The 23,603-nt window shown below is 68.3% G+C and carries 22 protein-coding genes; 13 read left to right on the top strand and 9 right to left on the bottom strand.

Annotation, left to right across the window (positions count from 1 at the left end):
- Positions 1-17 precede the first annotated feature (17 nt).
- Positions 18-548, top strand: coding sequence for a YbhB/YbcL family Raf kinase inhibitor-like protein (locus AC5Y2S_RS25995; RefSeq protein ID WP_499959300.1), 531 nt, complete (start codon positions 18-20; stop codon positions 546-548).
- A gap of 31 nt (positions 549-579) precedes the next feature.
- Here AC5Y2S_RS25995 and AC5Y2S_RS25990 read toward each other — a convergent pair whose 3' ends face one another.
- From AC5Y2S_RS25990 to AC5Y2S_RS25970, 5 genes are all read right to left on the bottom strand, one after another.
- Positions 580-2,211, bottom strand: a complete 1,632-nt coding sequence (locus tag AC5Y2S_RS25990) for a PE family protein (RefSeq protein WP_499959298.1) — start codon at positions 2,209-2,211, stop codon at positions 580-582.
- Between the two features lie 105 nt (positions 2,212-2,316).
- Positions 2,317-4,350, bottom strand: coding sequence for a PE family protein (locus tag AC5Y2S_RS25985; RefSeq protein WP_499959297.1), 2,034 nt, complete (start codon positions 4,348-4,350; stop codon positions 2,317-2,319).
- Between the two features lie 213 nt (positions 4,351-4,563).
- The gene (locus AC5Y2S_RS25980; protein ID WP_499959295.1) at positions 4,564-5,655 is read right to left on the bottom strand and encodes a quinone-dependent dihydroorotate dehydrogenase; all 1,092 of its coding nucleotides are present in this window, start codon (positions 5,653-5,655) and stop codon (positions 4,564-4,566) included.
- Entirely contained in the window at positions 5,655-5,861 is a 207-nt protein-coding gene (locus AC5Y2S_RS25975; protein ID WP_499959293.1) for a DUF5703 family protein, read from the bottom strand. The genes AC5Y2S_RS25980 and AC5Y2S_RS25975 overlap by 1 nt, the downstream gene beginning before the upstream one ends.
- A gap of 50 nt (positions 5,862-5,911) precedes the next feature.
- Positions 5,912-6,979, bottom strand: coding sequence for a YncE family protein (locus AC5Y2S_RS25970; RefSeq protein WP_499959291.1), 1,068 nt, complete (start codon positions 6,977-6,979; stop codon positions 5,912-5,914).
- 110 nt (positions 6,980-7,089) lie between these two features.
- Here AC5Y2S_RS25970 and AC5Y2S_RS25965 point away from each other — a divergent pair, with 110 nt between their 5' ends.
- The 7 genes from AC5Y2S_RS25965 to AC5Y2S_RS25935 all read left to right on the top strand — a co-directional run bounded on the left by AC5Y2S_RS25965 (position 7,090) and on the right by AC5Y2S_RS25935 (position 12,661).
- Positions 7,090-7,392 carry a hypothetical protein gene (locus tag AC5Y2S_RS25965; protein ID WP_499906983.1) on the top strand — a complete coding sequence of 101 codons (303 nt, stop codon included), beginning with the start codon at positions 7,090-7,092 and terminating at the stop codon, positions 7,390-7,392.
- Between the two features lie 36 nt (positions 7,393-7,428).
- Positions 7,429-8,208 (top strand): histidine phosphatase family protein, encoded by a 780-nt coding sequence (locus tag AC5Y2S_RS25960; protein ID WP_499959289.1) that lies wholly within the window; start codon positions 7,429-7,431, stop codon positions 8,206-8,208.
- Between the two features lie 63 nt (positions 8,209-8,271).
- Positions 8,272-8,859, top strand: coding sequence for a DUF3090 domain-containing protein (locus tag AC5Y2S_RS25955; protein ID WP_499906979.1), 588 nt, complete (start codon positions 8,272-8,274; stop codon positions 8,857-8,859).
- Complete coding sequence (locus AC5Y2S_RS25950; protein WP_499959288.1) at positions 8,843-9,661, top strand: SCO1664 family protein; 819 nt, start codon at positions 8,843-8,845, stop codon at positions 9,659-9,661. The genes AC5Y2S_RS25955 and AC5Y2S_RS25950 overlap by 17 nt, the downstream gene beginning before the upstream one ends.
- A gap of 52 nt (positions 9,662-9,713) precedes the next feature.
- Positions 9,714-10,481, top strand: a complete 768-nt coding sequence (locus tag AC5Y2S_RS25945; protein ID WP_499907217.1) for a 3'(2'),5'-bisphosphate nucleotidase CysQ — start codon at positions 9,714-9,716, stop codon at positions 10,479-10,481.
- Between the two features lie 26 nt (positions 10,482-10,507).
- Positions 10,508-11,743, top strand: coding sequence for a cysteine--1-D-myo-inosityl 2-amino-2-deoxy-alpha-D-glucopyranoside ligase (gene mshC, locus AC5Y2S_RS25940; RefSeq protein ID WP_499959287.1), 1,236 nt, complete (start codon positions 10,508-10,510; stop codon positions 11,741-11,743).
- An 18-nt stretch (positions 11,744-11,761) separates the two neighbouring features.
- Positions 11,762-12,661, top strand: a complete 900-nt coding sequence (locus AC5Y2S_RS25935; RefSeq protein WP_499959286.1) for an SDR family oxidoreductase — start codon at positions 11,762-11,764, stop codon at positions 12,659-12,661.
- 8 nt (positions 12,662-12,669) lie between these two features.
- Here the strand turns inward: AC5Y2S_RS25935 and AC5Y2S_RS25930 are convergent, their stop codons facing one another.
- Complete coding sequence (locus AC5Y2S_RS25930; protein ID WP_499906967.1) at positions 12,670-13,545, bottom strand: PAC2 family protein; 876 nt, start codon at positions 13,543-13,545, stop codon at positions 12,670-12,672.
- 353 nt (positions 13,546-13,898) lie between these two features.
- Here AC5Y2S_RS25930 and metH point away from each other — a divergent pair, with 353 nt between their 5' ends.
- From metH to AC5Y2S_RS25905, 5 genes are all read left to right on the top strand, one after another.
- The gene (gene metH / locus AC5Y2S_RS25925) at positions 13,899-17,648 is read left to right on the top strand and encodes a methionine synthase (protein WP_499959285.1); all 3,750 of its coding nucleotides are present in this window, start codon (positions 13,899-13,901) and stop codon (positions 17,646-17,648) included.
- 123 nt (positions 17,649-17,771) lie between these two features.
- Entirely contained in the window at positions 17,772-18,053 is a 282-nt protein-coding gene (locus AC5Y2S_RS25920; RefSeq protein ID WP_066937487.1) for a phosphoribosyl-ATP diphosphatase, read from the top strand.
- Between the two features lie 2 nt (positions 18,054-18,055).
- Positions 18,056-18,925 (top strand): ATP phosphoribosyltransferase, encoded by an 870-nt coding sequence (hisG, locus tag AC5Y2S_RS25915; RefSeq protein ID WP_499959284.1) that lies wholly within the window; start codon positions 18,056-18,058, stop codon positions 18,923-18,925.
- A gap of 120 nt (positions 18,926-19,045) precedes the next feature.
- Positions 19,046-19,555 carry a DUF4126 domain-containing protein gene (locus AC5Y2S_RS25910; RefSeq protein WP_499959282.1) on the top strand — a complete coding sequence of 170 codons (510 nt, stop codon included), beginning with the start codon at positions 19,046-19,048 and terminating at the stop codon, positions 19,553-19,555.
- Positions 19,552-20,922, top strand: a complete 1,371-nt coding sequence (locus AC5Y2S_RS25905; RefSeq protein ID WP_499959281.1) for an FAD-containing oxidoreductase — start codon at positions 19,552-19,554, stop codon at positions 20,920-20,922. The genes AC5Y2S_RS25910 and AC5Y2S_RS25905 overlap by 4 nt, the downstream gene beginning before the upstream one ends.
- An 8-nt stretch (positions 20,923-20,930) precedes the next feature.
- Here the strand turns inward: AC5Y2S_RS25905 and AC5Y2S_RS25900 are convergent, their stop codons facing one another.
- The 3 genes from AC5Y2S_RS25900 to AC5Y2S_RS25890 all read right to left on the bottom strand — a co-directional run bounded on the left by AC5Y2S_RS25900 (position 20,931) and on the right by AC5Y2S_RS25890 (position 23,548).
- A complete protein-coding gene (locus AC5Y2S_RS25900) occupies positions 20,931-21,146 on the bottom strand; it encodes a hypothetical protein (RefSeq protein ID WP_499959280.1) in 216 nt (71 codons plus the stop codon).
- A gap of 7 nt (positions 21,147-21,153) precedes the next feature.
- Positions 21,154-22,422: a DEAD/DEAH box helicase gene (locus tag AC5Y2S_RS25895; protein WP_499959278.1), complete on the bottom strand. Its 1,269-nt coding sequence runs from the start codon at positions 22,420-22,422 to the stop codon at positions 21,154-21,156.
- 247 nt (positions 22,423-22,669) lie between these two features.
- Positions 22,670-23,548 (bottom strand): RecB family exonuclease, encoded by an 879-nt coding sequence (locus AC5Y2S_RS25890; RefSeq protein WP_499959276.1) that lies wholly within the window; start codon positions 23,546-23,548, stop codon positions 22,670-22,672.
- Between the last annotated feature and the right edge of the window lie 55 nt (positions 23,549-23,603).

Below are 23,603 nucleotides of genomic sequence, written 5' to 3'. Positions count from 1 at the left end.
ACACGAGAGGACCGCCCATGACCCTGCCGCCCGACCCGTACGACGCGCTGCCCAAGCTGCCGTCGTTCAGCTTGAGTTCGGACTCGATCACCAACGGGCAGCCGCTGGCCACCCCGCAGATCAGCGGGATCATGGGCGCCGGCGGCGAGGACGTCAGCCCGCAGCTGAGCTGGTCGGGGTTCCCGCAGGAGACGCGCAGCTTCGCCGTCACCGTCTACGACCCGGACGCCCCGACGCTGTCCGGGTTCTGGCACTGGGCGGTGGCCAACCTGCCCGCGAACGTCACCGAGCTGCCCGACGATGCCGGCGACGGCAGCGATCTGCCCGGCGCCGCACTGACTTTGGTCAACGACGCCGGGATGCGCCGCTACGTCGGCGCCGCGCCGCCGCCGGGCCACGGCCCGCATCGTTATTACGTCGCGGTGCACGCCGTGGACGTCGAGAAGCTCGACCTGCCCGAGGACGCCAGCCCGGCGTTCCTCGGGTTCAACCTGTTCCAGCACGCGATCGCGCGCGCCTACATCTACGGGACTTACGAGCAGAAGTAGTTCGAACGTTCGCGGCGCGGGCGGCACAAAGCTACGGCGCGATAGCCTCGGCGATCTGGCGCGGCATGAAGTTCACCAATTCGGGGATCAGGCCGCCGAATTGCGTTCCGCCCAAGGTGACGGTGACGACCTGAAGGGGCTGACCGATACCCGGGGAGACCTCCATTGTCGCCGAGATCGGTTGCGGCGGAGTGAGAATCCCGTCGAAAGGCATGTGCACCACGACCGGCGTGTTGGCGGGGACGATCGTGATGTCCGGCAGGAGTGGGAAACCGCTGATCGTCACCGACTCGGCGACCGGGATTGTCAGGTCGATGACGGTATGGCCGTTCAGGAAGCCGTCCAGGGCGTAGGCGGGTAGGTCGGCGAGGGCGCCGATCGCCGCCACTCCGTTGCCGGTCTGAACGGCCGCCCCGAACGCCGTTGCGCCCGTTGCGAGCCCGTCCAGCGCGGCGATCGGCGGACCGATTATCGAGAAGCCCAATGGAAGGGTGGTCGTGTTGAGCGCACTGAAGAAGTTCTGCGCCATCTGTGCGGGGATGGAGCCCGGCGGTATCAGGTTGACGAGGGACTGTTCCTCCGCGGCCGGGAGGGAGGCCAACGGGAGCAGGTCTCCCGCCGGGCCATTGACCGTGTACGACGGCGCGCTGAGCAGCGTCGGGTTGGTGGGGTCGACTCTGATGACCTTGATGTCGACCCCGCTGAGGAGGAGGTCCAGGAAGGCGCGCGGGACGGCTTGGACCGCGCCGTGGTAATCACCCGTCATCACCGAATTTCCGACCATGCCCATGTCGTGTTCAAAGACCGGGAAGGTTTTCTGCAGGTCCGCGCCGAAGTTCTGCAGGGCCGCGCTGGTCGCCTGGTTGTAGCTGTTCTGCTGGCTGATGAACGATTGCACCGCGGGCAAAAAGGTCGACGTTCCGTCGATACTGATCTGGATGTTCGCCGGGATGTTGGCCAACGTGGTGGGGAAGTTCTGCAGCTGGCTGGCCACCACCGTGCCGACGGTGTGCGCGTACCCGTTCTGGTTGCTGATCACCTGGCGCAGCGCCGGGAACGGGTCGGACATCCAGTCGTTGCCGATGGTTTGCAGGTTGGCGCTGGTGTGGGAGAAGAGCATCTGCCACGGCCCGCCGGCCTGGGAGGCGGTCGTTCCGGTCGCGAACAGGCCCGGCAGCAGCCTGATCTGGATCCCGTTCCACTGCGTGGTCAGGAAAGAACCGATTTGCTGGCCGGCCCCGCCGAAGACCGATCCCAGGGGGCTTCCGCCGAGCAGGCCCCCCAGAACGCCGCCGCCGCCACCGCCACCGCCAAGGATGGGGGCCAGGCCGCCGAGGATCGGATCCGTGGCCGCGGCGGGGGCGCTCATCGCGCTGGCCGCGTTGGCCATGTCGGTGCCGAGGTATGCGGCCGCCCCGCCGTTCAGCAGATTCGAAAATTCGTTGTGAAACGCCGCCGCCTGGACGCTCAAAGCCTGAAATTGCTCACCGTACAAGCCGAATAGGCGCGAGATCGCGACGGACACGTCGTCGGCGCCCGCGGCGGCGACGCTAGTGGTGGAGCCCGCCGCGGCCGAGGTGGCCTCGTTCAGCGTGGAGCCGATCCCCGCCAAACTCCCGGCCGCCGCTGTCACCAGTTCCGGCGTGGCGACTAGAAAGGACATACCTTCCCCCTCGGCTTACGCTGCACGGTACGTGAGCATGGTCGCAAATGCGGGGCCTGCACGTACCCGAAATGCCGAGTTTCGGCGCCTCCCTTAACGGTCCAGCTAGCCGGTGGGTGTGATTGCCGCGGCTATCGCGTCCGGAAGGTCGATCAGCAGCGTCGGGAAGAGGCCGCCGAATTCCGTGCCACCGAGGGTCTGGTTGATGGGGATGCTGATGCCGAGAATGTCCAGCGGAATTGTGACCGTAAGCGGCTCCGGCGGGGTAAGAAGCCCGTCGAACGGCACGTGGGCTATGGCCGGCACTGTGACAGAGCCCAGCCCCGGCACCGACACGGCGATGGGCAGCGGCAGATCCACGAGAAGTTGACCGTTGAGGAGGCCGTTCAGGGCGAAGGCCGGCATATCCCCGAGTGCGTTCAGCATTCCCAGGACGTTGCCGGTCTGCGCTGCCGCGCCGAAGGCCGTCGCGCCATAGGCGATTCCGTTCGCCATGGCGAACGGTGGGCCCATAAGCGCAAAGCCCAGCTGCAACGGCAACCCGAATACGGCGGTGCCCGCCAGGGTGGCGCCTAGAGGCAGAGTCGTGACGTTCAGGGTGAAATTCGCCGTGACATTTGCGTTGACGAGTACGTCGACCGCGTTGGCCACGTTGCCCAACATCATTCCGGGGATGGAGCCGTGCGGGGCCAGGCTGGCCACGCCCACCGGCTGCTGTCCGATGGCGCTCAGGATCGGCAGCAAGTCCGCCACCGGGCCCTCCAACCCGACCGGTCCCGCGATACTGACCTGGAAGCCAGGCGGGATGATGACGGGAGTGGTGTTGATCGCCAACTGGCTGGTATCGAATCCCGTAATGAAGAGATCGATCGGGGCATGCGCCGCGTCCTGTACTGCCAGGAAGTAATTGCCGACGGCTATCGCGTCCCGGGCCTCGGACATGTCGCGGAGCGCGGCGGGCAATGTGCCCTGGAGGTCCGAGCCCATCTTGGCGAGCGACGAGCCGACCGTCCCCCACAAGCCGGTCGTGCCACCGACGAAGTCCTGTCCGATGGCAGCCGGATTGAAGGTGGAAGCACCCGCGATGGCCAGTTGAACGTTCGGCGCCACATTGGCCGGGAACCCCGGCAGGTCGTACGCGATCGCGTTCCCGATGAGCTGCGCGTAGTGACTCTGGTTGGCGATGATCTGGCTCATGACCGGGAACGGATGGCTCGCGAATCGCCCGGCCATCAGGTTCAGGTTGTACACCGTGGTGTCGCCGAGGACCGTGTACGGGTTGGGGTAGGGGGCCGGGCTGCCGGCTGGCAGGGGCCCGAACAGCCCTGGGAACAACTCATTCAGCAGCGGTTGAAGCCCCTGCAGTGCCGGCACGTCCTGGAACAGCCCGGGGACGGTACCGACAAGGTTGGACAGCGTTATCCCGTTGCTCAGCTCGTTGGAGAAGAAGTTGCCGAGGTCCAGCCCGACGCCGTTGAGGGTCGGACCCAACGCGGCGAACGGTCCGCTGGTGAGGCTGAGGCCAGGGGTTATGTTGCCCAAATTGATGGGCCCGGTGAAATCACTCAGGGTCGGGAAGGCACCGAGAAAGGCAAGCGGGTTGCCAAAGCCGTTGGCGAATTGGCTGGCGATGGTGTTGAAGGGGCCGAAGAGCTGGCTCAAGCCGGTGTTCAGGCCGCCGATCAGCCCGCCGCCTCCGGTGCCCAGGCCGAGCAGTCCGTCGAGTCCACCGAGCAGGCCGCCGCTGCCGCTCGAGCCGCCCAGGCCGAGAAGGCCGCCCGAGCCGCCGCCGAGCAAGCCGCCGAGAAGGGGGTCGGACGCGGCAGCCGCGCCGCCCGCGGCCATCATCTGCTGTGCATTGGCGATCTCGGAGCTGAGGTAGGCCTCAGCCCCGCCGGACAACAGGCTCACAAACTCGTTGTGAAACGCCGCGGCCTGAGCGCTCATCGCCTGGAATTGCTGCCCGTACGTGCCGAACAATCTCGAGATGGCGAGCGACACATCATCCGCCGCAGCGGAAGAGATGGCGGTCGTCTGGCCCTCTGCGGCCGCGGTGGCCTCTCGCAATGTGGAACCGATGCCCGCCAATTCTCCGGCGAAAGCCCCCATCGCTTCCGGTGCAGCAACTACCAATGACATCGTCGTCTCCCCTGTTGACTAGCCCGATTTGCCAACGTCGTTATAGCAGTCACATTGTTACCCATTTTGTGATCCGCTAAACACCGACTTTAGCGCCCTTTGTAGCAGGTCGTTCCGGAACCGCACAACTTCGTGTGAGCGAGGCGTCACGCGCCGTTAATTGACATGCGCACAATAAGAAATTTGCTAGAACGGCCCCGGCGCCAGCCTGATCTACCCCCGTGGTCCGTCTGTGTCGATGGCCGCGGACCCCACCGCATCGGCCAACGAAGCGAACCCGCCGTCGTGCAAGCGGCGGGCGATGCCGTCGTGAATGTGCTTGGGCCACAAGCCTCCTCCATAGATGAAGCCGGTGTAACCCTGCAGCAGCGACGCGCCGGCGGTGATCCGTTCCCACGCGTCGTCGGCGGTCTCGATGCCTCCGACGCTGATCAACGCCAGGCGGTCGCCGACCCGGCCGTAGAGCCGGCGCAGCACTTCGACGGCCCGGCGCGCGACCGGTGGCCCCGAGATGCCGCCCGCACCGAGTTTTTCCACCCCGGGAGTGCTCAGGCCGTCGCGCGACACCGTGGTGTTGGTGGCGACGATGCCGGCCAGGCCGAGCTCGACGGCCAGGTCCGCGATGTCGTCGACGTCGGAGTCGGAGACGTCGGGTGCGATCTTCACCAGCACCGGCGTCGACGTGGGGAAGGCTTCCAGGAGGACGCCCTGGAGGATGGGCCGCAGCGACTCGATGGCCTGTAGGTCACGCAGCCCCGGCGTGTTCGGCGAGCTGACGTTGACCACCAGATACGACGCCAGCGGCGCGACCAGGCGGGCGCTGGCACGGTAGTCGCCGACGGCGTCGGCGGCCGCGGTCGCCTTGGTCTTGCCGATGTTGACCCCGATCGGCACGTCCGGCCGGCGGTGCGCGAGCCGGATCGCGAGCGCACCGGCGCCGCGATTGTTGAACCCCATCCGGTTCAGCAGGGCCCGGTCGGCGGGCAGCCGGAAGAGCCGCGGGGCGGGGTTGCCGGGCTGGGGCCGCGCCGTAACGGTGCCGACCTCGGCGTAGCCGAAACCCAATGCGCCCCAGGTGAGTAGGCCCTTGCCGTCCTTGTCGAAGCCGGCGGCCAGCCCCAGCGGCGCCGGGAAACGCACGCCGAACACCGTGCTGGCCAACATCGGATCGGTCGGGCCGAGCCGTCGGCGCAGCAATCGCCGCGTCACGGCCAGCGCGGTGACCCCGCGCAGAACCTCGAACACCAGCGTGTGGATGCGCTCGGGTGGGATCAGGAACAACAGCCGGCGGGTAAGCCGGTACATCACAATTCCGGTTGGTCGGGCCGTCGGCTATCCAGACGAGATTTCTTGCGGCGCAACAACACCCGTCGGCTGCCGTCGGTGTAGAGCCGCACCCGGGTGAGTTCCCAGCCGCGATATTCGGCCTCGATGGACAGTCGGATGGACGCGCTGACCCGCGTCACGTCGGGCGGCAGGCGCAGCGGAATCCATTCGTATTCGTCGGACATCTCCGCTTCCCAGCCCGCGGGTAGCCGACTCCATCGCGGCGCGGGCCTCGTCACGGCGCACCCCGCGCGTGCTCGATGATCTGGACGCCCGCACCCGACCCCGACACCACGAACAAGGTGCCCGACGCTTCGTCAAAAACCAGCGAGTTGGGTTGCTGCACGGTTGGGTATCGCACCCTTTCGACGGGAATTCCGGTTGACAGATCGTAACCAATGACGACGTTCGACGCGGTTAGGGACACCCAGGCCAGCTCGCGGGACCCGGCCAGGCCGTAGGGGGACTGCCGCACCGGGTAGGCCTGCCGCAGGATCAGCGGGTCGACGCCGTAAACCAGCAGCTGCCCGCCGCGGGTGTCGGCGACCAGGACGCGGCCCAGCGGATCGGCGGCCAGGGTCGTGGCACCCTGCCCGGCCCGCAGCGCCTGCTCGGCGCGACCATCGGCGCCGATCGTCGTCACCGAGGTTTGGCCCCGATCCAGCACGACCGTCGTATTCCCTTGTGTGGCAAGGGCATCCACTCGCGCGAAGATCTTGTTCCGGCTGCTGATGGTGGCGCTCTTGACCGAGGCCGGCGTCCGGGAGGCAAAGGTGTAGACGGCGCCGTCGGCGCTGCCCAGCACCAGCGTGCCGTCGGCGCGCTGGGCGACCGCGGTGAAGTCGATCTGTTGGGCGTTGGCGACGGGCACCCGGGCTGCCTGACCGGCGGACAGGTCGACCGTGATGTAGCCGCCGCGGGTGGCCAGGAAGGCCGCGCCCCGGCCGTCGCCGGTCAACGCGGTCGCGGGGCCCGGCAGCTCGACCACCCGCGGCGGGGCCTGCGGATCGCCGAATTCGGTGAGGGTGGCCGGCGCGTCCGGGTCGGCGCCGGGAGCCAGGACGGCCAGTTGACGGGTGGCGTTGTCAAAGATTGCCGCCGCGGCGTGGCCGGCCAGCGGTCGCACCGTCCCGGCGGGGTTCTGAGACGTCGGCGGGGAGGCCGCGGCCTGGGCGGGTTCGATCGTCGGCGGCGCGCTTGTGAGCGGATTGCCGGAGCAACCGGCGCAGACCGTGATCAACGCCAGCAAAGACAACAGGCCAACAAACCTGTGCTGAGCCCTGTCTCTATATCGTCGCAGCAATTATTTTCCCTCGCGTCACCAACATGACAGTCAAAGTTTAGGGAACGGTTTCGCATCCAATATGGCCATGTTGCCTGCATGGGGTCGGACTGGAGAGGTATGGTCGCGTCATGACCGTCATCGTTGACCGGCATGTCGCGGACAAGGAGTTTGCTGTCGAGGATATCTCGACGGGAATCTTTGCCAGTGGGTACGGGCAACTCGGGGATGGGCGCAGTTTTTCCTTCCACATCGAGCACCGATCGCTCGTCGTCGAAATTTATCGGCCGCGCCTTTCCAGCCCCGTTCCGCAGGCCGAGGACGTGGTCGCGCGGGCGATCCGCGGCCTGGTCGACATCGACCTCACCGACGAGCGCAGCCTGACCGCCGCGGTACGCGACTCCATCGCGCACGCGGTGCCGGTCTCGCGCTAGCGAACCAGCCACGCCCTACCGAGTACGGTCGTCCTGGTGACCGTCATCCTGCTCAGGCACGGCCGCTCCACCTCGAACACCGCCGGCGTCCTGGCCGGGCGCTCGGAGGGCGTCGACCTCGACGACAAGGGCCGCGAGCAGGCCGCCGGGCTGATCGACCGGATCGGCGACCTGCCGATCCGCGCGGTGGTCACCTCTCCGCTGCTGCGCTGCCGGCGCACCGTCGAGCCGCTGGCCGAGGCGCTGTGCCTCGAGCCGCTGATCGACGAGGAACTCGCCGAGGTGGACTACGGAGACTGGACGGGCCGCAAAATCGGCGAGCTGACGAAAGAGCCGCTGTGGCGGGTGGTCCAGGCCCATCCCAGCGCCGCGGTGTTCCCGGGCGGCGAGGGCCTGGCGCAGGTGCAGGCGCGCGCGGTCGCGGCCATCCGCGCGCACGACCGGCGGCTGGCCTTAGAAATTGGCGGAGCGCAGGGCGGAGCAGACGGCGGCGACGCGCTCTGGGTGGCGTGCACCCACGGCGACGTCATCAAGTCCGTCGTCGCCGATGCGTACGGCATGCACCTGGATGGCTTCCAGCGCGTGACCGCCGACCCGGGGTCGGTGACGGTGATCCGCTACACCCCGCTGCGGCCGTTCGTGTTGCACGTCAACCACACCGGCGCGAAGCTGTCCGCCGCGTTGCGGGCGGGGCCCCCGCCGAAAAACGAGTCCAAGGGTGATGAGGCTCACGATGAGTCGAAGGGGGAGTCGCAAACCGGGCCGGCCGAAGCGGTGCCGACGAGCGACGCGGTGGTCGGCGGTTCGACTGATTAGTTTCCCTGGGGCGGGGCAATCGAATCGCACGGCAACGGCAACAGCCGGTATTTTGGAGGTGCCATGGCCCGCGCAATTCACGTCTTCCGCACGCCCGACCGCTTCGTGGCCGGGACCGTCGGCCAGCCCGGAAATCGCACGTTTTACATACAGGCCGTGGGCGATTCGCGGGTGGTGTCGGTGGTCTTGGAGAAGCAACAGGTCGCGGTGCTGGCGGAGCGCATCGGCGCGCTGCTGCTCGAGGTGAACCGCAGGTTCGGCACGCCGGTCCCGCCGGAGCCCGCCGAGGTCGACGACCTCAACCCGTTGATCACACCCGTCGACGCGGAGTTCCGGGTCGGGACCATGGGCCTGGGCTGGGATTCGGAGGCGCAGACGGTGGTGGTCGAGTTGCTGGCCGTCACCGACGCCGAGTTCGACGCCTCGGTCGTGCTGGACGACACCGAGGAGGGTCCCGACGCGGTGCGGGTGTTCCTGACGCCCGAGTCGGCGCGCCAGTTCGCCACCCGCTCCAACCGCGTCATCTCGGCGGGCCGTCCGCCGTGCCCGCTGTGCGACGAACCGTTGGACCCCGAGGGCCACATCTGCGCGCGCACCAACGGTTACAAGCGCAGCGCGCTGCTCGGGCCCGACGATGAACCAGAGGAATAACGAGCAGCGTGCGGTGCTACGGGACGGCGAGCTGACGGTCCTCGGACGCATCCGCTCGGCCAGCAACGCCACGTTCCTATGCGAATCCACGCTGGGCGAAACGAGCGTGCACTGCGTCTACAAGCCGGTCTCCGGCGAGGCGCCGCTGTGGGACTTTCCGGACGGAACCCTGGCCGGCCGCGAACTCGCCGCGTATTGGATCGCGGCGCAATTGGGGTGGAACATCGTGCCCTACACGATCATTCGGCACGGGCCGGCGGGCCCGGGCATGCTGCAGCTGTGGGTGGAGCAGGCCGGCGACGCGGCTGACTCCGACCCGCCGCCGGGCCCGGACCTGGTCGACCTGTTTCCCGCCAACAAGGTGCGGCCGGGCTACCTGCCGGTGCTGCGGGCCTACGACTACGCCGGCGACGAGGTCGTCCTGGTGCATGCCGACGACATTCGGTTGTGGCGGATGGCGGTGTTCGACGTGCTGATCAACAACGCCGACCGCAAGGGCGGCCACGTCCTGCGCGATCTCGAGGGCCACATCTACGGCGTCGACCACGGGGTGTCCCTGCACGTGGAGAACAAGCTGCGCACGGTGTTGTGGGGCTGGGCTGGCAAGCCGATCGACGACAACACGTGCGAGGCGATCGCCGCGCTCGCCGAGGCCCTCACCGGCTCGTTCGCCGACGAACTGGCCGAGCACATCACGCGGGCCGAAATCGCGGCGCTGCGCGGGCGCGCGCTCGCGCTGCTGGACAACCCGGTCATGCCCGGGCCCAACCGGCACCGCCCCATTCCGTGGCCGGCGTTCTGAACCAGCCCCCGTCGTCGGCGATACTGAACCGGTGACGAGCGGCCCGGACGAGATGACGGACGCCGCCTTGGCCGCCGATCTCGCCGCGGACGCGGGGGAGCTGCTGCTCAAGGTGCGCGACGAGGTCGGTTTCGGTCACCCCTGGGCGCTCGGCGACGCCGGCGACAGCCTGGCGAACGCGTTGATCCTGCGCCGGCTGCGGGCCGAGCGGCCCGGTGACGCGGTGCTCAGCGAGGAGGCCTACGACGATCTGTCCCGCGTGAATCACGACCGGGTGTGGATCATCGACCCGCTCGACGGCACCCGCGAGTTCTCCACGCCGGGCCGCGACGACTGGGCGGTCCACATCGCGCTGTGGCAGCGCCCCACCGATGGGCAGCGCGAGATCACCGACGCGGCCGTGTCCTTGCCCGCCCGCGGGAACACGGTGTATCGCAGCGACACCGTGACCGCCGGCTCCGCGCGCACCGGCGTCCCCGCGACCATCCGGATCGCGGTCAGCGCCACCCGGCCACCCGCGGTGCTCTACCGCATCCGCCAGACGCTGCACATCCAGCCGGTCGCGATCGGATCGGCGGGCGCCAAGGCGATGGCCGTCATCGACGGCGACGTCGACGCCTACGTGCACGCGGGTGGCCAGTGGGAGTGGGACTCGGCCGCCCCGGCCGGGGTGCTCATGGCCGCCGGCATGCACGCGTCGCGGCTCGACGGCTCGCCGCTGCGCTACAACCAGCTCGACCCGTACCTGCCCGACTTCGTCATGTGCCGCGCCGAGCTGGCGCCGATCCTGCTGGGTGCCATCCGCCAGGAATTTCGCTGATCCCGTCCGCGTTTAGAGTCGACGTTATGCAGACGTGGTCTTCCGCACAGGTCCCGGTGGTGCCCGGGCGCGGCCCGGAGCTGCGGCTGTACGACACCTCCGACCGGCAGGTGCGTCCGGTGGCGGCCGGGTCGAAGGCCACCATGTACGTCTGCGGGATCACGCCCTACGACGCGACGCACCTGGGTCATGCGGCCACCTACCTGGCGTTCGACCTGGTGCACCGGCAGTGGCTGGACCTCGGCCACGACGTGCACTACGTGCAGAACGTCACCGACATCGACGACCCCCTGCTCGAGCGCGCCGAGCGCGACGGCATCGGCTGGCGCGAGCTGGGCGATCGGGAGGTCGCCCTGTTCCGCGAGGACATGACGGCGCTGCGGATCCTGCCGCCGCGGGAGTACGTCGGGGCGACGGAGGCGATCGCCGAGGTGGTGGAACTCGTCGAGAAGATGCTGGCGTCGGGCGCGGCGTACGTCTTGGAGGGCGACTATCCGGACGTCTACTACCGGGCGGACGCCACCATGCAGTTCGGCTACGAGTCCGGCTATGACCGGGACACCATGCTGGCGCTGTTCGCCGAGCGCGGCGGCGATCCGGGCCGCTCCGGCAAGACCGACGAACTCGACGCCCTGTTGTGGCGGGTCGCGCGGCCCGGCGAGCCCAGCTGGCCCTCGCCGTTCGGGGACGGCCGGCCCGGCTGGCACGTCGAGTGCGCGGCGATCGCGCTCAGCCGTATTGGTAGCCCCGTGGACATCCAGGGCGGCGGCAGCGACCTGATCTTCCCGCACCACGAATTCACCGCCGCCCACGCCGAGTGCGTGCGCGGGGAGCGGCGGTTCGCCCGTCACTACGTGCACGCCGGGATGATCGGCTGGGACGGGCACAAGATGTCCAAGAGCCGCGGCAACCTGGTGCTGGTGTCGGAGTTGCGCGCCCAAGGCGTCGAGCCGGCGGCGATCCGGCTGGGGCTCTTGGCCGGGCACTACCGCGCGGACCGGTTCTGGAGCCCGCAGGTGCTCGACGAGGCGACCGAGCGGCTGCGGCGCTGGCGTGCCGCCACCGCGCTGCCCGCCGGCCCGGACGCAGCCGACGTCGTCGCCCGGGTGCGCCAATATCTCGCCGACGACCTGGACACGCCGAAAGCCCTTGCCGCGCTGGATGGTTGGTCGACCGACGCGCTCGAGTACGGCGGCCATGACGACGGGGCGCCGCAGCTGGTGACGGCCGCGGTCGACGCGCTGCTGGGAGTGCAGCTGTAAACGGGGTACGTTTCGCCCATGATGTCGCTGCAGGACAAGGTCGTCTTCATCACCGGCGGTGCCCGCGGGATCGGCGCCGAGGTCGCCCGCCGGTCGCGCAACAAGGGCGCCCGGCTGGTACTCACCGACCTTGACCAGGCCGAACTGGCGGCGGTCGCCGCCGAACTCGGCGAGGAGCGCGTGCTGACCGCGGTCGCCGACGTGCGCGACCTGGCCGCCATGCAGGCCGCGGCCGCGAAGGCCGTCGAACGCTTCGGCGGCATCGACGTCGTGGTGGCCAACGCCGGCATCGCCAGCTACGGGTCGTTGTTGCACGTCGACCCGGAAGCGGTCAAGCGGGTGCTGGACGTCAACCTGCTCGGCGTCTTCCATACCGTGCGCGCCACGCTGCCGGCCGTGATCGACCGGCGCGGCTACGTGCTGGTCGTCTCGTCGCTGGCCGCATACGCGGCGGCCCCGGGGCTGGCGCCCTACAACGCCACGAAGGCCGGCAACGAGATCCTCGCCAACGCGTTGCGGCTCGAGGTCGCCAACCTCGGCGTCGGCGTCGGCTCGGCGCACATGTCCTGGATCGACACCGCCCTGGTCCGCGACAGCAAGGCCGACATACCCGCCTTCGGCGAGATGATCTCCAGGCTGCCGTGGCCGCTCAACAAGACCACGACCGTCGATAAGTGCGCGGACGCGTTCGTCAAGGGCATCGAGGGCCGCCAGAGCCGGATCTACTGCCCGCAGTGGGTCGGACTGCTGCGCTGGCTCAAGCCGGCCCTGTCCAGCCCGGCCGGCGAATTTCCCATTCGCCGCATCGCCGACGAGCTGTTGCCCCGGATGGACGCCGAGGCCGCCGCGCTCGGCCGGTCCATGTCCGCGCACAACGTCGCGTCGTTGCGCGAAACGCCCGGTTCGGTCCCCGAGTAGTCGGCGGACTATTTGCGCCGACGGCGCAGGTAGCGCTCGAACTCCGCGGCCAGCGCGTCGCCGTCGATCTTGCCCAGCGCCTCGTTCATGTCCACCTCGGCGTCGCCGCGCTGCTCCAGCGACGACACGTACTCGGCCAGGTCCTCGTCGTCGGCGGCCATCTCGGTGATCGCCTGCTCCCACTCCTCGGCCTGCGCCGGCAGGTCACCCAGCGGGACCTCGATGTCCAGCACGTCCTCGACGCGGCGCAGCAGCGCCACCGTGGCCTTGGGGTTCGGCGGGTTGGACACGTAGTGCGGCACCGCGGCCCAGAACGTCACGGCGGGGATCCCGGCGGCCACGCAGGCGTCCTGGAACACCCCGGCGATCCCGGTCGGGCCCTCGTAGCGGGTCTCCTCGAGGCCGAAGCGTTTGGCCGACTCGGGGGAGTAGGCCGCGCCCGACACCGGCACCGGCCGGGTGTGCGGGGTGTCGGCCAGCAGGGCGCCGAGGATGACGACGGTGTCGACGTTGAGCTTGTCGGCGATGGCGAGCAACTCGGCGCAGAACGTGCGCCAGCGCATGTTGGGCTCCACCCCGTGCATCAGCACGACGTCGCGGTCGCTGCCGGGGGGCCGGCAGTGGGTGATCCGCATCGCCGGCCACACCAGCTCCCGGGTCACCCCGTCGATTTGCCGGATGACGGGGCGATTGACCTGGTAGTCGTAGTACGCCTCGTCGTCGATCTCGATGATCGGGTCGGCCTCCCAGATGGCATCGAGGTGTTCGAGCGCGTCGCTGGCCGCGTCGCCGGCGTCGTTCCAGCCCTCGAACGCCGCCACGACGATGGTGTTGTGCAGTTCGGGCAGCGCAGGGGCTTCCGGGCCACGATCCGGCAATGTCACAGAATCAGCGTACGGCCTGCCGCCAACCTTCGGCCTGACACTGGGCGAGCCTGTCAGACAGCTGTAAACCGCTGGGCGTATTGCATAGGACGACTATCCTTGTGGAGTGACTTCCGCCGACGAACACCGCTCAGAAATTCGTTCGGCTGCAAACTGGTTAACCTTGGTAACTACCACGTCGCCGGCACGATCCGCGAGCTCTCGATCGCGGCGACGGGTTGGGCGTCCAGACGTCGATCGGGGGACGACGTAGACTTTTCCGGTCGAGAGGCGTTGCAACGGTTCCCGGTTCCTCGCCGGTACCGCCACGCTCGGCAGAGTCAAGGACGCCTTCCGTAACGGAAGGAACGCACGTGAACGCCTCTGAGCCGAAAACCTTCGCGCCGAACATCCGCCCCGACTGCACCGACGAACTGACGGCTGCGCTGCGCCAACGGATCATGGTGATCGACGGCGCGATGGGCACGGCGATCCAGCGGGACCGCCCGGACGAGGCGGGCTACCGCGGCGACCGGTTCACCGAGTGGCCGACGGCCCTGCAGGGCAACAACGACCTGCTCACCCTGACGCAGCCGCAGATCATCGAGGGCATCCACCGCGAGTACCTCGAGGCGGGCGCCGACATCATCGAGACCAACACTTTCAACGCGAACGCGATCTCGCTCTCCGACTACGGCATGGCGGACCTGGCCTACGAGCTGAACTATGCCGGCGCCGCGCTGGCCCGCAAGGCGGCGGACGAGTACAGCACCCCGGAGAAGCCCCGCTACGTGGCCGGCGCCATCGGGCCGACGACGCGCACCGCGTCGATCTCGCCGGACGTCAACGACCCCGGAGCCCGCAACGTCTCCTACGACCAGCTGGTCGCCGCCTACCTCGAATCCGTCAACGGCCTCGTCGACGGCGGTGCCGACCTGATCATCATCGAGACGATCTTCGACTCGCTGAACGCCAAGGCAGCGGTGTTCGCCGTCGAGACGCTGTTCGAGGAGCGCGGGCGCCGCTGGCCGGTGATCATCTCGGGCACCATCACCGACGCGTCCGGGCGGACGTTGTCCGGTCAGGTCACCGAGGCGTTCTGGAACTCGATCAGGCACGCCAAGCCGATCGCGGTGGGCCTCAACTGCGCCCTGGGTGCGCCGGAGATGAGGCCGTACATCGCCGAGGTGGCGCGGATCGCGGACACCTTCGTCTCGTGCTACCCGAACGCCGGCCTGCCCAACGCCTTCGGCGAGTACGACGAGACCCCGGAGCGTCAGGCCGGCTACATCGCCGACTTCGCCGAGGCCGGCCTGGTCAACCTGGTCGGCGGCTGCTGCGGAACCGCACCGCCGCACATCGCCGAGATCGCCAAGGTCGTCGAGGGTAAGGCGCCGCGCGAGCTGCCGCAGATCGAGGTGGCCACCCGCCTCTCGGGCCTCGAGCCGCTCAACATCACCGACGAGTCGCTGTTCGTGAACATCGGGGAGCGCACCAACATCACCGGCTCGGCCCGGTTCCGCAACCTGATCAAGGCGGAGGACTACGACACCGCGCTGTCGGTCGCCCTGCAGCAGGTCGAGGTCGGTGCGCAGGTCATCGACATCAACATGGACGAGGGCATGATCGACGGCGTCGCCGCGATGGACCGGTTCACCAAGCTGATCGCGGCCGAGCCGGACATCAGCCGCGTCCCGGTGATGATCGACTCCTCCAAGTGGGAGGTCATCGAGGCGGGCCTGAAGAACGTGCAGGGCAAGCCGATCGTCAACTCGATCTCCATGAAGGAGGGCGAGGAGAAGTTCATCCGCGAGGCCCAGTTGTGCCGCAAGTACGGCGCCGCCGTGGTCGTGATGGCATTCGACGAGCAGGGGCAGGCCGACAACCTGGAGCGCCGCAAGGAGATCTGCGGGCGCGCCTACCGGATCCTGACCGAACAGGTCGGCTTCCCGCCCGAGGACATCATCTTCGACCCGAACTGCTTCGCGCTGGCGACCGGCATCGAGGAGCACGCGACCTACGGGATCGACTTCATCGAGGCCTGCGCCTGGATCAAGGAGAACCTGCCCGGGGTGCACATCTCCGGCGGCATCTCGAACGTGTCGTTCTCGTTCCGGGGCAACAACCCCGTCCGCGAGGCGATCCACTCGGTGTTCCTGTTCCACGCCATCAAGGCCGGCCTGGACATGGGCATCGTCAACGCCGGGGCGCTGGTGCCCTACGACTCGATCGACCCCGAGCTGCGGGACCGCATCGAGGACGTCGTCCTGAACCGTCGCGAGGACGCGGCCGAGAGGCTGTTGGAAATCGCGGAACGGTTCAACAAGTCGGAGAAGTCCGAGGATCCGGCGGCAGCCGAGTGGCGCAGCCTCCCGGTCCGCGAGCGGATCACGCACGCCCTGGTCAAGGGCATCGATGCGCACGTCGACGCCGACACCGAGGAATTGCGCGCCGAGATCGCCGCCGCGGGTGGTCGCCCCATCGAGGTGATCGAGGGCCCGCTGATGGACGGCATGAACGTCGTCGGTGACCTGTTCGGCTCGGGCAAGATGTTCCTGCCCCAGGTGGTGAAGTCGGCCCGTGTGATGAAGAAGGCCGTCGCGTACCTGCTGCCGTTCATCGAAGCGGAGAAGGAGCAGAGCGGCACGACTGCGGCGAAGGACACCAACGGCACGATCATCATGGCGACGGTCAAGGGCGACGTCCACGACATCGGCAAGAACATCGTCGGAGTCGTCCTGCAGTGCAACAACTTCGAAGTGATCGACCTCGGCGTGATGGTGCCCGCGAGCAAGATCCTCGACGCGGCGAAGGAGCACGACGCCGACATCATCGGGCTGTCCGGCCTGATCACGCCGTCCCTGGACGAGATGGTCAACTTCGCCGCCGAGATGGAACGCGAGGGGCTGGAGATCCCGCTACTCATCGGCGGCGCCACCACCTCGCGCGCGCACACGGCCGTCAAGGTGTCGCCGCGCCGCAGCGGTCCGGTGGTCTGGGTCAAGGACGCGTCGCGCTCGGTGCCGGTCGCCGCCGCGCTGCTCGACGACAAGCAGCGTCCAGCCCTGCTGGAGGCCACCGAGAAGGACTACGCATCGTTGCGTGAACGGCACGCCCAGAAGAACGAGCGGCCGATGCTGACGCTGGAGAAGGCCCGCGCCAACCGGACGCCGATCGAGTGGGACGGCTACACCCCGCCGGTGCCCGCGATCGGTGCGGGAGTACGGGAATTTCAGGACTACGACCTCGCCGAGTTGCGCGAATACATCGACTGGCAGCCGTTTTTCAACGCCTGGGAGATGAAGGGCCGCTTCCCCGACATCCTCAACAACCCGGCCTCGGGCGAGGCCGCCCGCAAGCTGTACGACGACGCCCAGGAGATGCTCGACACCCTGATCAAGGAGAAGTGGCTGACGGCCAACGGCGTGATCGGGTTCTTCCCGGCGAACGCGGTCGGCGACGACATCGAGGTCTACACCGACGACACCCGCACCGAGGTGCTGACCACGCTGCACAACCTGCGCCAGCAGGGCGAGCACCGCGACGGCATCCCGAACCGGTCGCTGGGCGACTACATCGCGCCCAAGGACACCGGCCTGGCCGACTACGTCGGCGCCTTCGCCGTCACCGCGGGGCTGGGCAGCCAGGAGAAGATCGCGGAGTTCAAGGCGGCCCTCGACGACTACAGCGCGATCCTGCTGGAATCGGTCGCCGACCGGCTGGCCGAGGCGTTCGCCGAGCGGATGCACCAACGGGTCCGCAAGGAGTTCTGGGGATTCCAGCCGGACGAGCAGCTGGACAACAACGCACTCATCGACGAGAAGTACGTCGGAATCCGCCCCGCCCCCGGCTACCCGGCCTGCCCGGAGCACACCGAGAAGGTGACGCTGTGGAAGCTGATGGACGTGAAGGAGCGGACCGGCATCGAGCTCACCGAGTCGATGGCGATGTGGCCCGGTGCGGCCGTCAGCGGTTGGTACTTCTCGCATCCGCAATCGCAGTACTTCGTGATCGGTCGGATCGCCCAGGACCAGGTCGCCGACTACGCGAAGCGCAAGGGCTGGACCTTGCAGGAAGCCGAGCGGTGGCTCGCCCCCAATCTCGGCTACAACCCGGAGGACTGACGCTCGCGGACGTCTCTCCCGCGAGCGACCGTGTTTGTACGCCGACACGCCGCGAATCGCGACAGTTTGCGGTCGCTCGCGGGCGAGGCCACCAGAAACCGCCGTGACTTCGCTGGCCGGCACGTGAAACAATCGCTGGCCGTGAAGACCTTCGAGGATCTGTTCGCCGAACTCGGCGATCGTGCCCGCACCCGGCCGGCGGGCAGCGCCACGGTCGCCGCCCTGGACGGCGGCATCCACGGGCTGGGCAAGAAGATCCTGGAGGAGGCCGGCGAGGTGTGGCTGGCCGCCGAACACGAACCCGACGACGCGCTGGCCGAGGAGATCAGCCAGTTGCTGTACTGGACGCAGGTGCTGATGATCGCGCGCGGGCTGTCCCTCGACGACGTCTACCGGAAGCTATGAGCATGCAGGGGGCTTTCTTAAGGGTCGCGGTTCCCAACAAAGGCACGCTGAGCGAGCCGGCCAGCGAGATCCTTTCGGAGGCCGGCTACCGTCGCCGCACCGATTCCAAGGACCTCACCGTCATCGACCCCGTCAACCAGGTCGAGTTCTTTTTCCTGCGGCCCAAAGACATTGCGATCTATGTGGGTTCGGGGGAGCTGGATTTCGGCATCACCGGGCGGGACCTGGTGCGGGATTCCGACGCCCCGGTGCGCGAACGCCTGGCGCTGGGTTTCGGCTCCTCGAGCTTCCGCTACGCCGGGCCGGCCGGGCGCGACTGGACGACGGCCGACCTGGCCGGCAAACGGATCGCCACCGCCTACCCGAACCTGGTCCGAAAAGACTTGGCGGAAAAGGGCATTGAGGCGACGGTCATCCGGCTCGACGGCGCGGTGGAAATCTCGGTGCAGCTCGGAGTGGCCGACGCCATCGCCGACGTGGTGGGGTCCGGGCGCACCCTGAGCCTGCACGACCTGGTGGCCTTCGGTGAGCCGCTGTGCGATTCCGAGGCGGTGCTGATCGAGCGGACCGACGAGGACGGCCACGGCGCGACGAAAGCGGTGCGCGATCAGCTGGTCGCGCGCGTCCAGGGTGTGGTGTTCGGCCAGCAATACCTGATGCTCGATTACGACTGCCCGCGTGCGGTGTTGGACAAGGCGACGTCGATCACGCCGGGATTGGAGTCGCCCACGATCGCGCCGCTGGCCGATCCGGATTGGGTGGCGATCCGCGCCCTGGTGCCCCGCCGCGGCGTCAACGAGATCATGGACGAGCTCGCCGCCATCGGCGCCAAGGCGATCCTGGCCTCCGACATCAGGTTCTGCCGGTTCTGATCGAACGGGTGCCGCGGCGGCGGCTGTGTTAGCGTCCGCCTAAGGGCTGTCGCCCGTTTTATCTCCATGGGCCGTCATCCCTTCCGTTGCCGGGCTGTCTAGTCCCCAGGAGGGATCTTCGTGACACACGCGCTAATTCTGCTGCTGGCTTTACTGATCGGTGTCGTCGCCGGGTTACGTTCGCTGACGGCTCCCGCCGTCGTCGCCTGGGGCGCCTACCTCGCTTGGATCGATCTGCACGGCACGTGGGCGTCGTGGATGGGCAACATCATCACGGCCATCGTCTTCACCGTTCTCGCCATCGGGGAACTGGTCAACGACAAGCTGCCCAAGACGCCGGCCCGCACGGCGCCACCGATCTTCGCCGCGCGGATCGTCACGGGCGGGTTGGCCGGCGCGGTGCTGGGCGCGTGGCCGCACTGGACCTTCTCCGCGCTCGGCGCCGGCATCATCGGTGCGGTGCTCGGCACGTTCGGCGGCTATCAAGCGCGCAAACGTCTGGCCGCCGTGGCCGGCAAGGACCTGCCGATCGCGCTGCTCGAGGATGCGGTCGCGATCTTGGGCGGGTTCGCCATCGTCGCGGTGACGGGTCACGTGCTGACCGAATACATCCTGACGGCGGTTAAGTGACGGAGCGCTTCGACGCGATCATCGTCGGCGCCGGGCAGGCCGGCCCTCCGCTGGCGGGCCGGCTGACCGCGGCCGGGCAGCGCGTCGCGATCATCGAGCGCAAGCTGATCGGCGGCACCTGCGTCAACACCGGATGCATCCCGACCAAGACGCTGGTGGCCAGTGCGCACGCCGCCCACCTGGCGCGCCGCGGCGCGGAATACGGCGTGGGGACGGGGCCGGTGAGCGTCGACATGGCGAAAGTCAAGGCGCGCAAAGACGAAATCATGCTCGGCGACCGCAACGGCGTCGAAAGCTGGCTGGAGGGCATGGAGGGCTGCACGGTCATTCGCGGTCACGCCCGCTTCGAGGACCCGCACACCATCAGCGTTGACGGCGACCTGCTGCACGGCGAGCGGATCTTCCTCAACGTCGGCGGGCGCGCCGTCGTGCCCGAACTCCCGGGACTGTCCGGCATCGATTACCTCACCAACGTGTCGATCCTCGAACTCGACACGCTGCCAGCGCATCTCGTCATCCTCGGGGGCAGCTACATCGCGCTGGAGTTCGCGCAGATGTACCGGCGCTTCGGGGCGCGGGTGACCGTGGTCGAGCGCGGCCCGCGGCTGGCGTCCCGCGAAGACGAGGACGTCTCCGCCACGGTCAGGGAGATCCTCGAGGCCGAGGGCATCGACATCGTCGTCGGCGCCGATGACGTGCGAATCGCCAAGACGGACAACGGTTTTGAACTGACGCCGCGGGCCGGCGCCGAGCCCATCGCCGGGAGCCATCTGCTGATGGCGGTCGGACGCCGACCCAACACCGACGACCTCGGCCTGGATGCGGCCGGGGTGCAGACCGATGCGCGCGGCTACATCGTCGTCGACGACCAGCTCAAGACCAACGTCGATCACATCTGGGCGATGGGCGACTGCAACGGCAAGGGCGCGTTCACCCATACCTCGTACAACGATTTCGAGATCGTCGCCGCCAACCTGCTCGACAACGATCCCCGCCGGGTGAGCGACCGCATCACCACCTATGCGCTCTACATCGACCCGCCGCTCGGGCGGGCCGGGATGAGCGTGAGCCAGGTCCGCGCGTCCGGGCGCAAGGCGTTGCTCGGCAAGCGGCCGATGACGCGGGTCGGCCGCGCGGTGGAAAAGGGTGAGACGCAAGGCTTTATGAAGGTGGTGGTGGACGCCGAAACCGACGAGATCCTCGGCGCCGCCATCCTCGGCGTCGGCGGCGACGAGGCGATTCACGCCATTCTGGATGTCATGTCGGCCAAGGCGCCGTACACGACGCTGTCGCGCACGATGCACATCCACCCCACCGTCAGCGAGCTGATTCCCACAATGCTGCAGGAGATGTCGCCGCTCGATTGAGCGTGCGGTTACGGCGCTTTGGCGTACCTGCGGACGACGTCGTCCTCACCGAACGAGCTCGTCTGCTGCTGGCCCTGAGCGTCGCGGCCGAAGAACGTCCACCGCTGTGGGCTTGTCTGCGGACCGCCGATCATCTTGACCGTATAGCGGAGGTCGGTGCGCTTCGCCGTGCCGATGACGTCACCGACGCGAACCTTGGACGGATGAATCTGCTGTTCGGCCATGATTTCCCTAACGGTGGGTGGTCGCTGCGGGTCGCCGAGACCGGCGGCGTCTGCTGCGCGCCGCGGGCGGACGGTTGGAGGGCGTCGCGACGGGTGCGACGGCCTTGCGGGGCCCGGCCGGGCCGACGAGGGCGTGGATGGCGGGGGAGGCCGCGCTGACCCGCTGCGGCACCGCACGAATGGCCGCCTTGCGCATCATCGACTCGGTTTCCCGGCGCTGCTCGGGCAGCACGATGGTGACGACGTCACCGGAGGCGCCGGCCCGGGCCGTGCGGCCGGACCTGTGTAGATAGGCCTTGTGCTCGGCGGGTGGGTCGACGTGCACCACAAGTTCGATGTCGTCGACGTGCACGCCGCGGGCGGCGATGTCGGTCGCCACCAGTACCCGGGCATGGCCGGCGGCGAAAGCCGCCAAGTTTCGGTCGCGCGCGGGTTGGGAAAGGTTGCCGTGCAGCTCCACCGACGCGATGCCCGACTGGGTGAGCTGGCGGGCCAGCTTGCGCGCCTGATGCTTGGTCCTCATGAAGAGGATCCGCCGGGACTCACCCGAGGCCAACCGGTGCACCAATTCCTTCTTGGCTTCGACCCCGTCGACGCAGAAGACGTGATGCGTCATCTCGGGGACCGACGACGTCGCTTCCACCACCGACCGTGTCACCGGATCGTTGAGGAATCGCTTGACCAGGGTGTCGACGGCGCCGTCCAGAGTGGCCGAGAACAGCATCCGCTGGCCGGTCGCGGGCGTGGCCGCCAAGATGCGGGTGACGGTCGGGAGAAAACCGAGATCGGCCATGTGGTCGGCTTCGTCGATGACGGTGACCTGAACGGCGTCCAGGCGGATCACGCGTTGCTTCATCAGGTCGTCGAGGCGGCCCGGGCAGGCCACGACGATGTCGATGCCCGCCCTCAGCGCCGCGGCTTGCCTGCTCTGCGAGACGCCGCCGAAGATCGTGGCGACGCGCAGGCCCCGCACCTTGGCGAGGGGCTCGATGGTCGCGGCGATCTGGGTCGCCAGTTCACGGGTTGGTGCCAGCACCAGCCCCGTGGGCCGGCCCGGTTGCCGGTCGGCCGGATCAAGCCGACTGACCAGCGGGATCGAGAACGCGAGCGTCTTGCCGCTACCCGTCTTGCCGCGGCCCAGGACGTCGCGGCCCGCAAGGGTGTCCGGCAAGGTCTCTACTTGAATTGGAAACGGCTGGCAGACGCCTCGCGCGGCGAGTGCGTCGACCAATGGGGGGCTCACGCCCAGGTGGGCAAATGTTTTGTTTTCCAGCATATTTCGATGTCCCTAAAGCTTCGATGGTGACGAGATCGCCGGTTTGGCAATATCGGTCGCCGCGACTCGAGCTTCCGCAGGCACGCCTGGTCGTCTTGGACTCGGCGCCCCGCAGGGATCTGAGCTAAAGAAAACAAAGAATCGATCACGACTCGTCGGCAACCCACTCGGTCGCCGACGCTTTAGACAGGATACCGCACTCGGGGCGAAATCCGCGTCTTCGACGGTTTCGTCGTTAGCCGGTGCGTTATGCCGCCGGTTCGGTCGGATGCGAGATGGGTTGCGCCGCAGTGACATCCGGCCAGCCCGGGTAGGGCGGGGGTGTTCCGCCGAAGGTCGGGCAGAGCTGCTGGTGCGGGCACCAATCGCACAATCGCGACGGGCTGGGGCGGAAATCGCCCGTCGGCGCGGCGGACTGGATGGCGCGCCAGATCGCCATCAGCGTCTTCTCGAAGCGCAGCAGCTCGTCGTGGTCGGGCGCGTAGTCCAACACCTGCCCGTCGGCCAGGTAAATGATGCGTAGCCGGGTGGGGAGCACGTCACGGGAACGCAGCAACGCCACCGCGTAGAACTTCATCTGGAACATCGCCTTGAACTCGGCCAGCGCCCGCGCTTCCGGTGGCGCCTTGCCGGTCTTGTAGTCCACCACCCGCAGCTCGCCGGTCGCCGCGACGTCGATCCGGTCGATGAAGCCGCGCAGCAGCGTGCCGTCGGCGAGCTGCACCTCGACGCGCTCCTCGCAGCTTTGCGGGTCGAACCGGGTCGGGTCCTCCAGCCGGTAATAGCCGGTGAGCAACGCGCGGGCCTCCGCCAGCAGTTCGGCTCGCTGCTGCGGGTCCAGGTCGCCGGTTAGGTCGGGCTCGGCGGCGATAACCCGGTCCCAGGCGGGCTCTACCAGCGATGTGGCGGTGTCGGGGCCGCGCATGTCGGCGGGCAGGCCATAAAGCTGCTCCAGCGCGGCGTGCACCACCGAACCGCGCAGCTGCGCGGCCGACGGCGCCTCGGGAAGCCGGTCGATCGCCCGGAAGCGATACAGCAACGGGCATTGCTTGAAGTCCGCCGCGCGCGACGGTGACAGTGCCGGTTTGGAAGCCGGCCGGCTGCGCTCCTCCGGCTGGTCCGTCATGTGCGCAGCGTAGAACCGGGTGCCGACAACCCCCAAGCACCGGCCGCGGCGCGTC

It is taken from the genome of Mycobacterium sp. NGS69, assembly GCF_059812165.1.
The sequence above is the reverse complement of the archived record's forward strand: the minus strand, read 5'-3'. Positions and strand labels throughout refer to the sequence as shown.

What these genes read in the sequence shown, in the direction of transcription:
- AC5Y2S_RS25950 (WP_499959288.1), top strand. Translation starts at nt 8,843, where the DNA reads ATGAACCAGAGGAATAACGAGCAGCGTGCGGTGCTACGGGACGGCGAG.
- AC5Y2S_RS25965 (WP_499906983.1), top strand. Translation starts at nt 7,090, where the DNA reads ATGACCGTCATCGTTGACCGGCATGTCGCGGACAAGGAGTTTGCTGTC.
- AC5Y2S_RS25900 (WP_499959280.1), bottom strand. Translation starts at nt 21,146, where the DNA reads ATGGCCGAACAGCAGATTCATCCGTCCAAGGTTCGCGTCGGTGACGTC.
- AC5Y2S_RS25890 (WP_499959276.1), bottom strand. Translation starts at nt 23,548, where the DNA reads ATGACGGACCAGCCGGAGGAGCGCAGCCGGCCGGCTTCCAAACCGGCA.
- AC5Y2S_RS25985 (WP_499959297.1), bottom strand. Translation starts at nt 4,350, where the DNA reads ATGTCATTGGTAGTTGCTGCACCGGAAGCGATGGGGGCTTTCGCCGGA.
- AC5Y2S_RS25975 (WP_499959293.1), bottom strand. Translation starts at nt 5,861, where the DNA reads ATGTCCGACGAATACGAATGGATTCCGCTGCGCCTGCCGCCCGACGTG.
- AC5Y2S_RS25895 (WP_499959278.1), bottom strand. Translation starts at nt 22,422, where the DNA reads ATGCTGGAAAACAAAACATTTGCCCACCTGGGCGTGAGCCCCCCATTG.
- hisG (WP_499959284.1), top strand. Translation starts at nt 18,056, where the DNA reads ATGCAGGGGGCTTTCTTAAGGGTCGCGGTTCCCAACAAAGGCACGCTG.
- AC5Y2S_RS25980 (WP_499959295.1), bottom strand. Translation starts at nt 5,655, where the DNA reads ATGTACCGGCTTACCCGCCGGCTGTTGTTCCTGATCCCACCCGAGCGC.
- AC5Y2S_RS25990 (WP_499959298.1), bottom strand. Translation starts at nt 2,211, where the DNA reads ATGTCCTTTCTAGTCGCCACGCCGGAACTGGTGACAGCGGCGGCCGGG.
- mshC (WP_499959287.1), top strand. Translation starts at nt 10,508, where the DNA reads ATGCAGACGTGGTCTTCCGCACAGGTCCCGGTGGTGCCCGGGCGCGGC.
- AC5Y2S_RS25945 (WP_499907217.1), top strand. Translation starts at nt 9,714, where the DNA reads ATGACGGACGCCGCCTTGGCCGCCGATCTCGCCGCGGACGCGGGGGAG.
- AC5Y2S_RS25955 (WP_499906979.1), top strand. Translation starts at nt 8,272, where the DNA reads ATGGCCCGCGCAATTCACGTCTTCCGCACGCCCGACCGCTTCGTGGCC.
- AC5Y2S_RS25935 (WP_499959286.1), top strand. Translation starts at nt 11,762, where the DNA reads ATGATGTCGCTGCAGGACAAGGTCGTCTTCATCACCGGCGGTGCCCGC.
- AC5Y2S_RS25995 (WP_499959300.1), top strand. Translation starts at nt 18, where the DNA reads ATGACCCTGCCGCCCGACCCGTACGACGCGCTGCCCAAGCTGCCGTCG.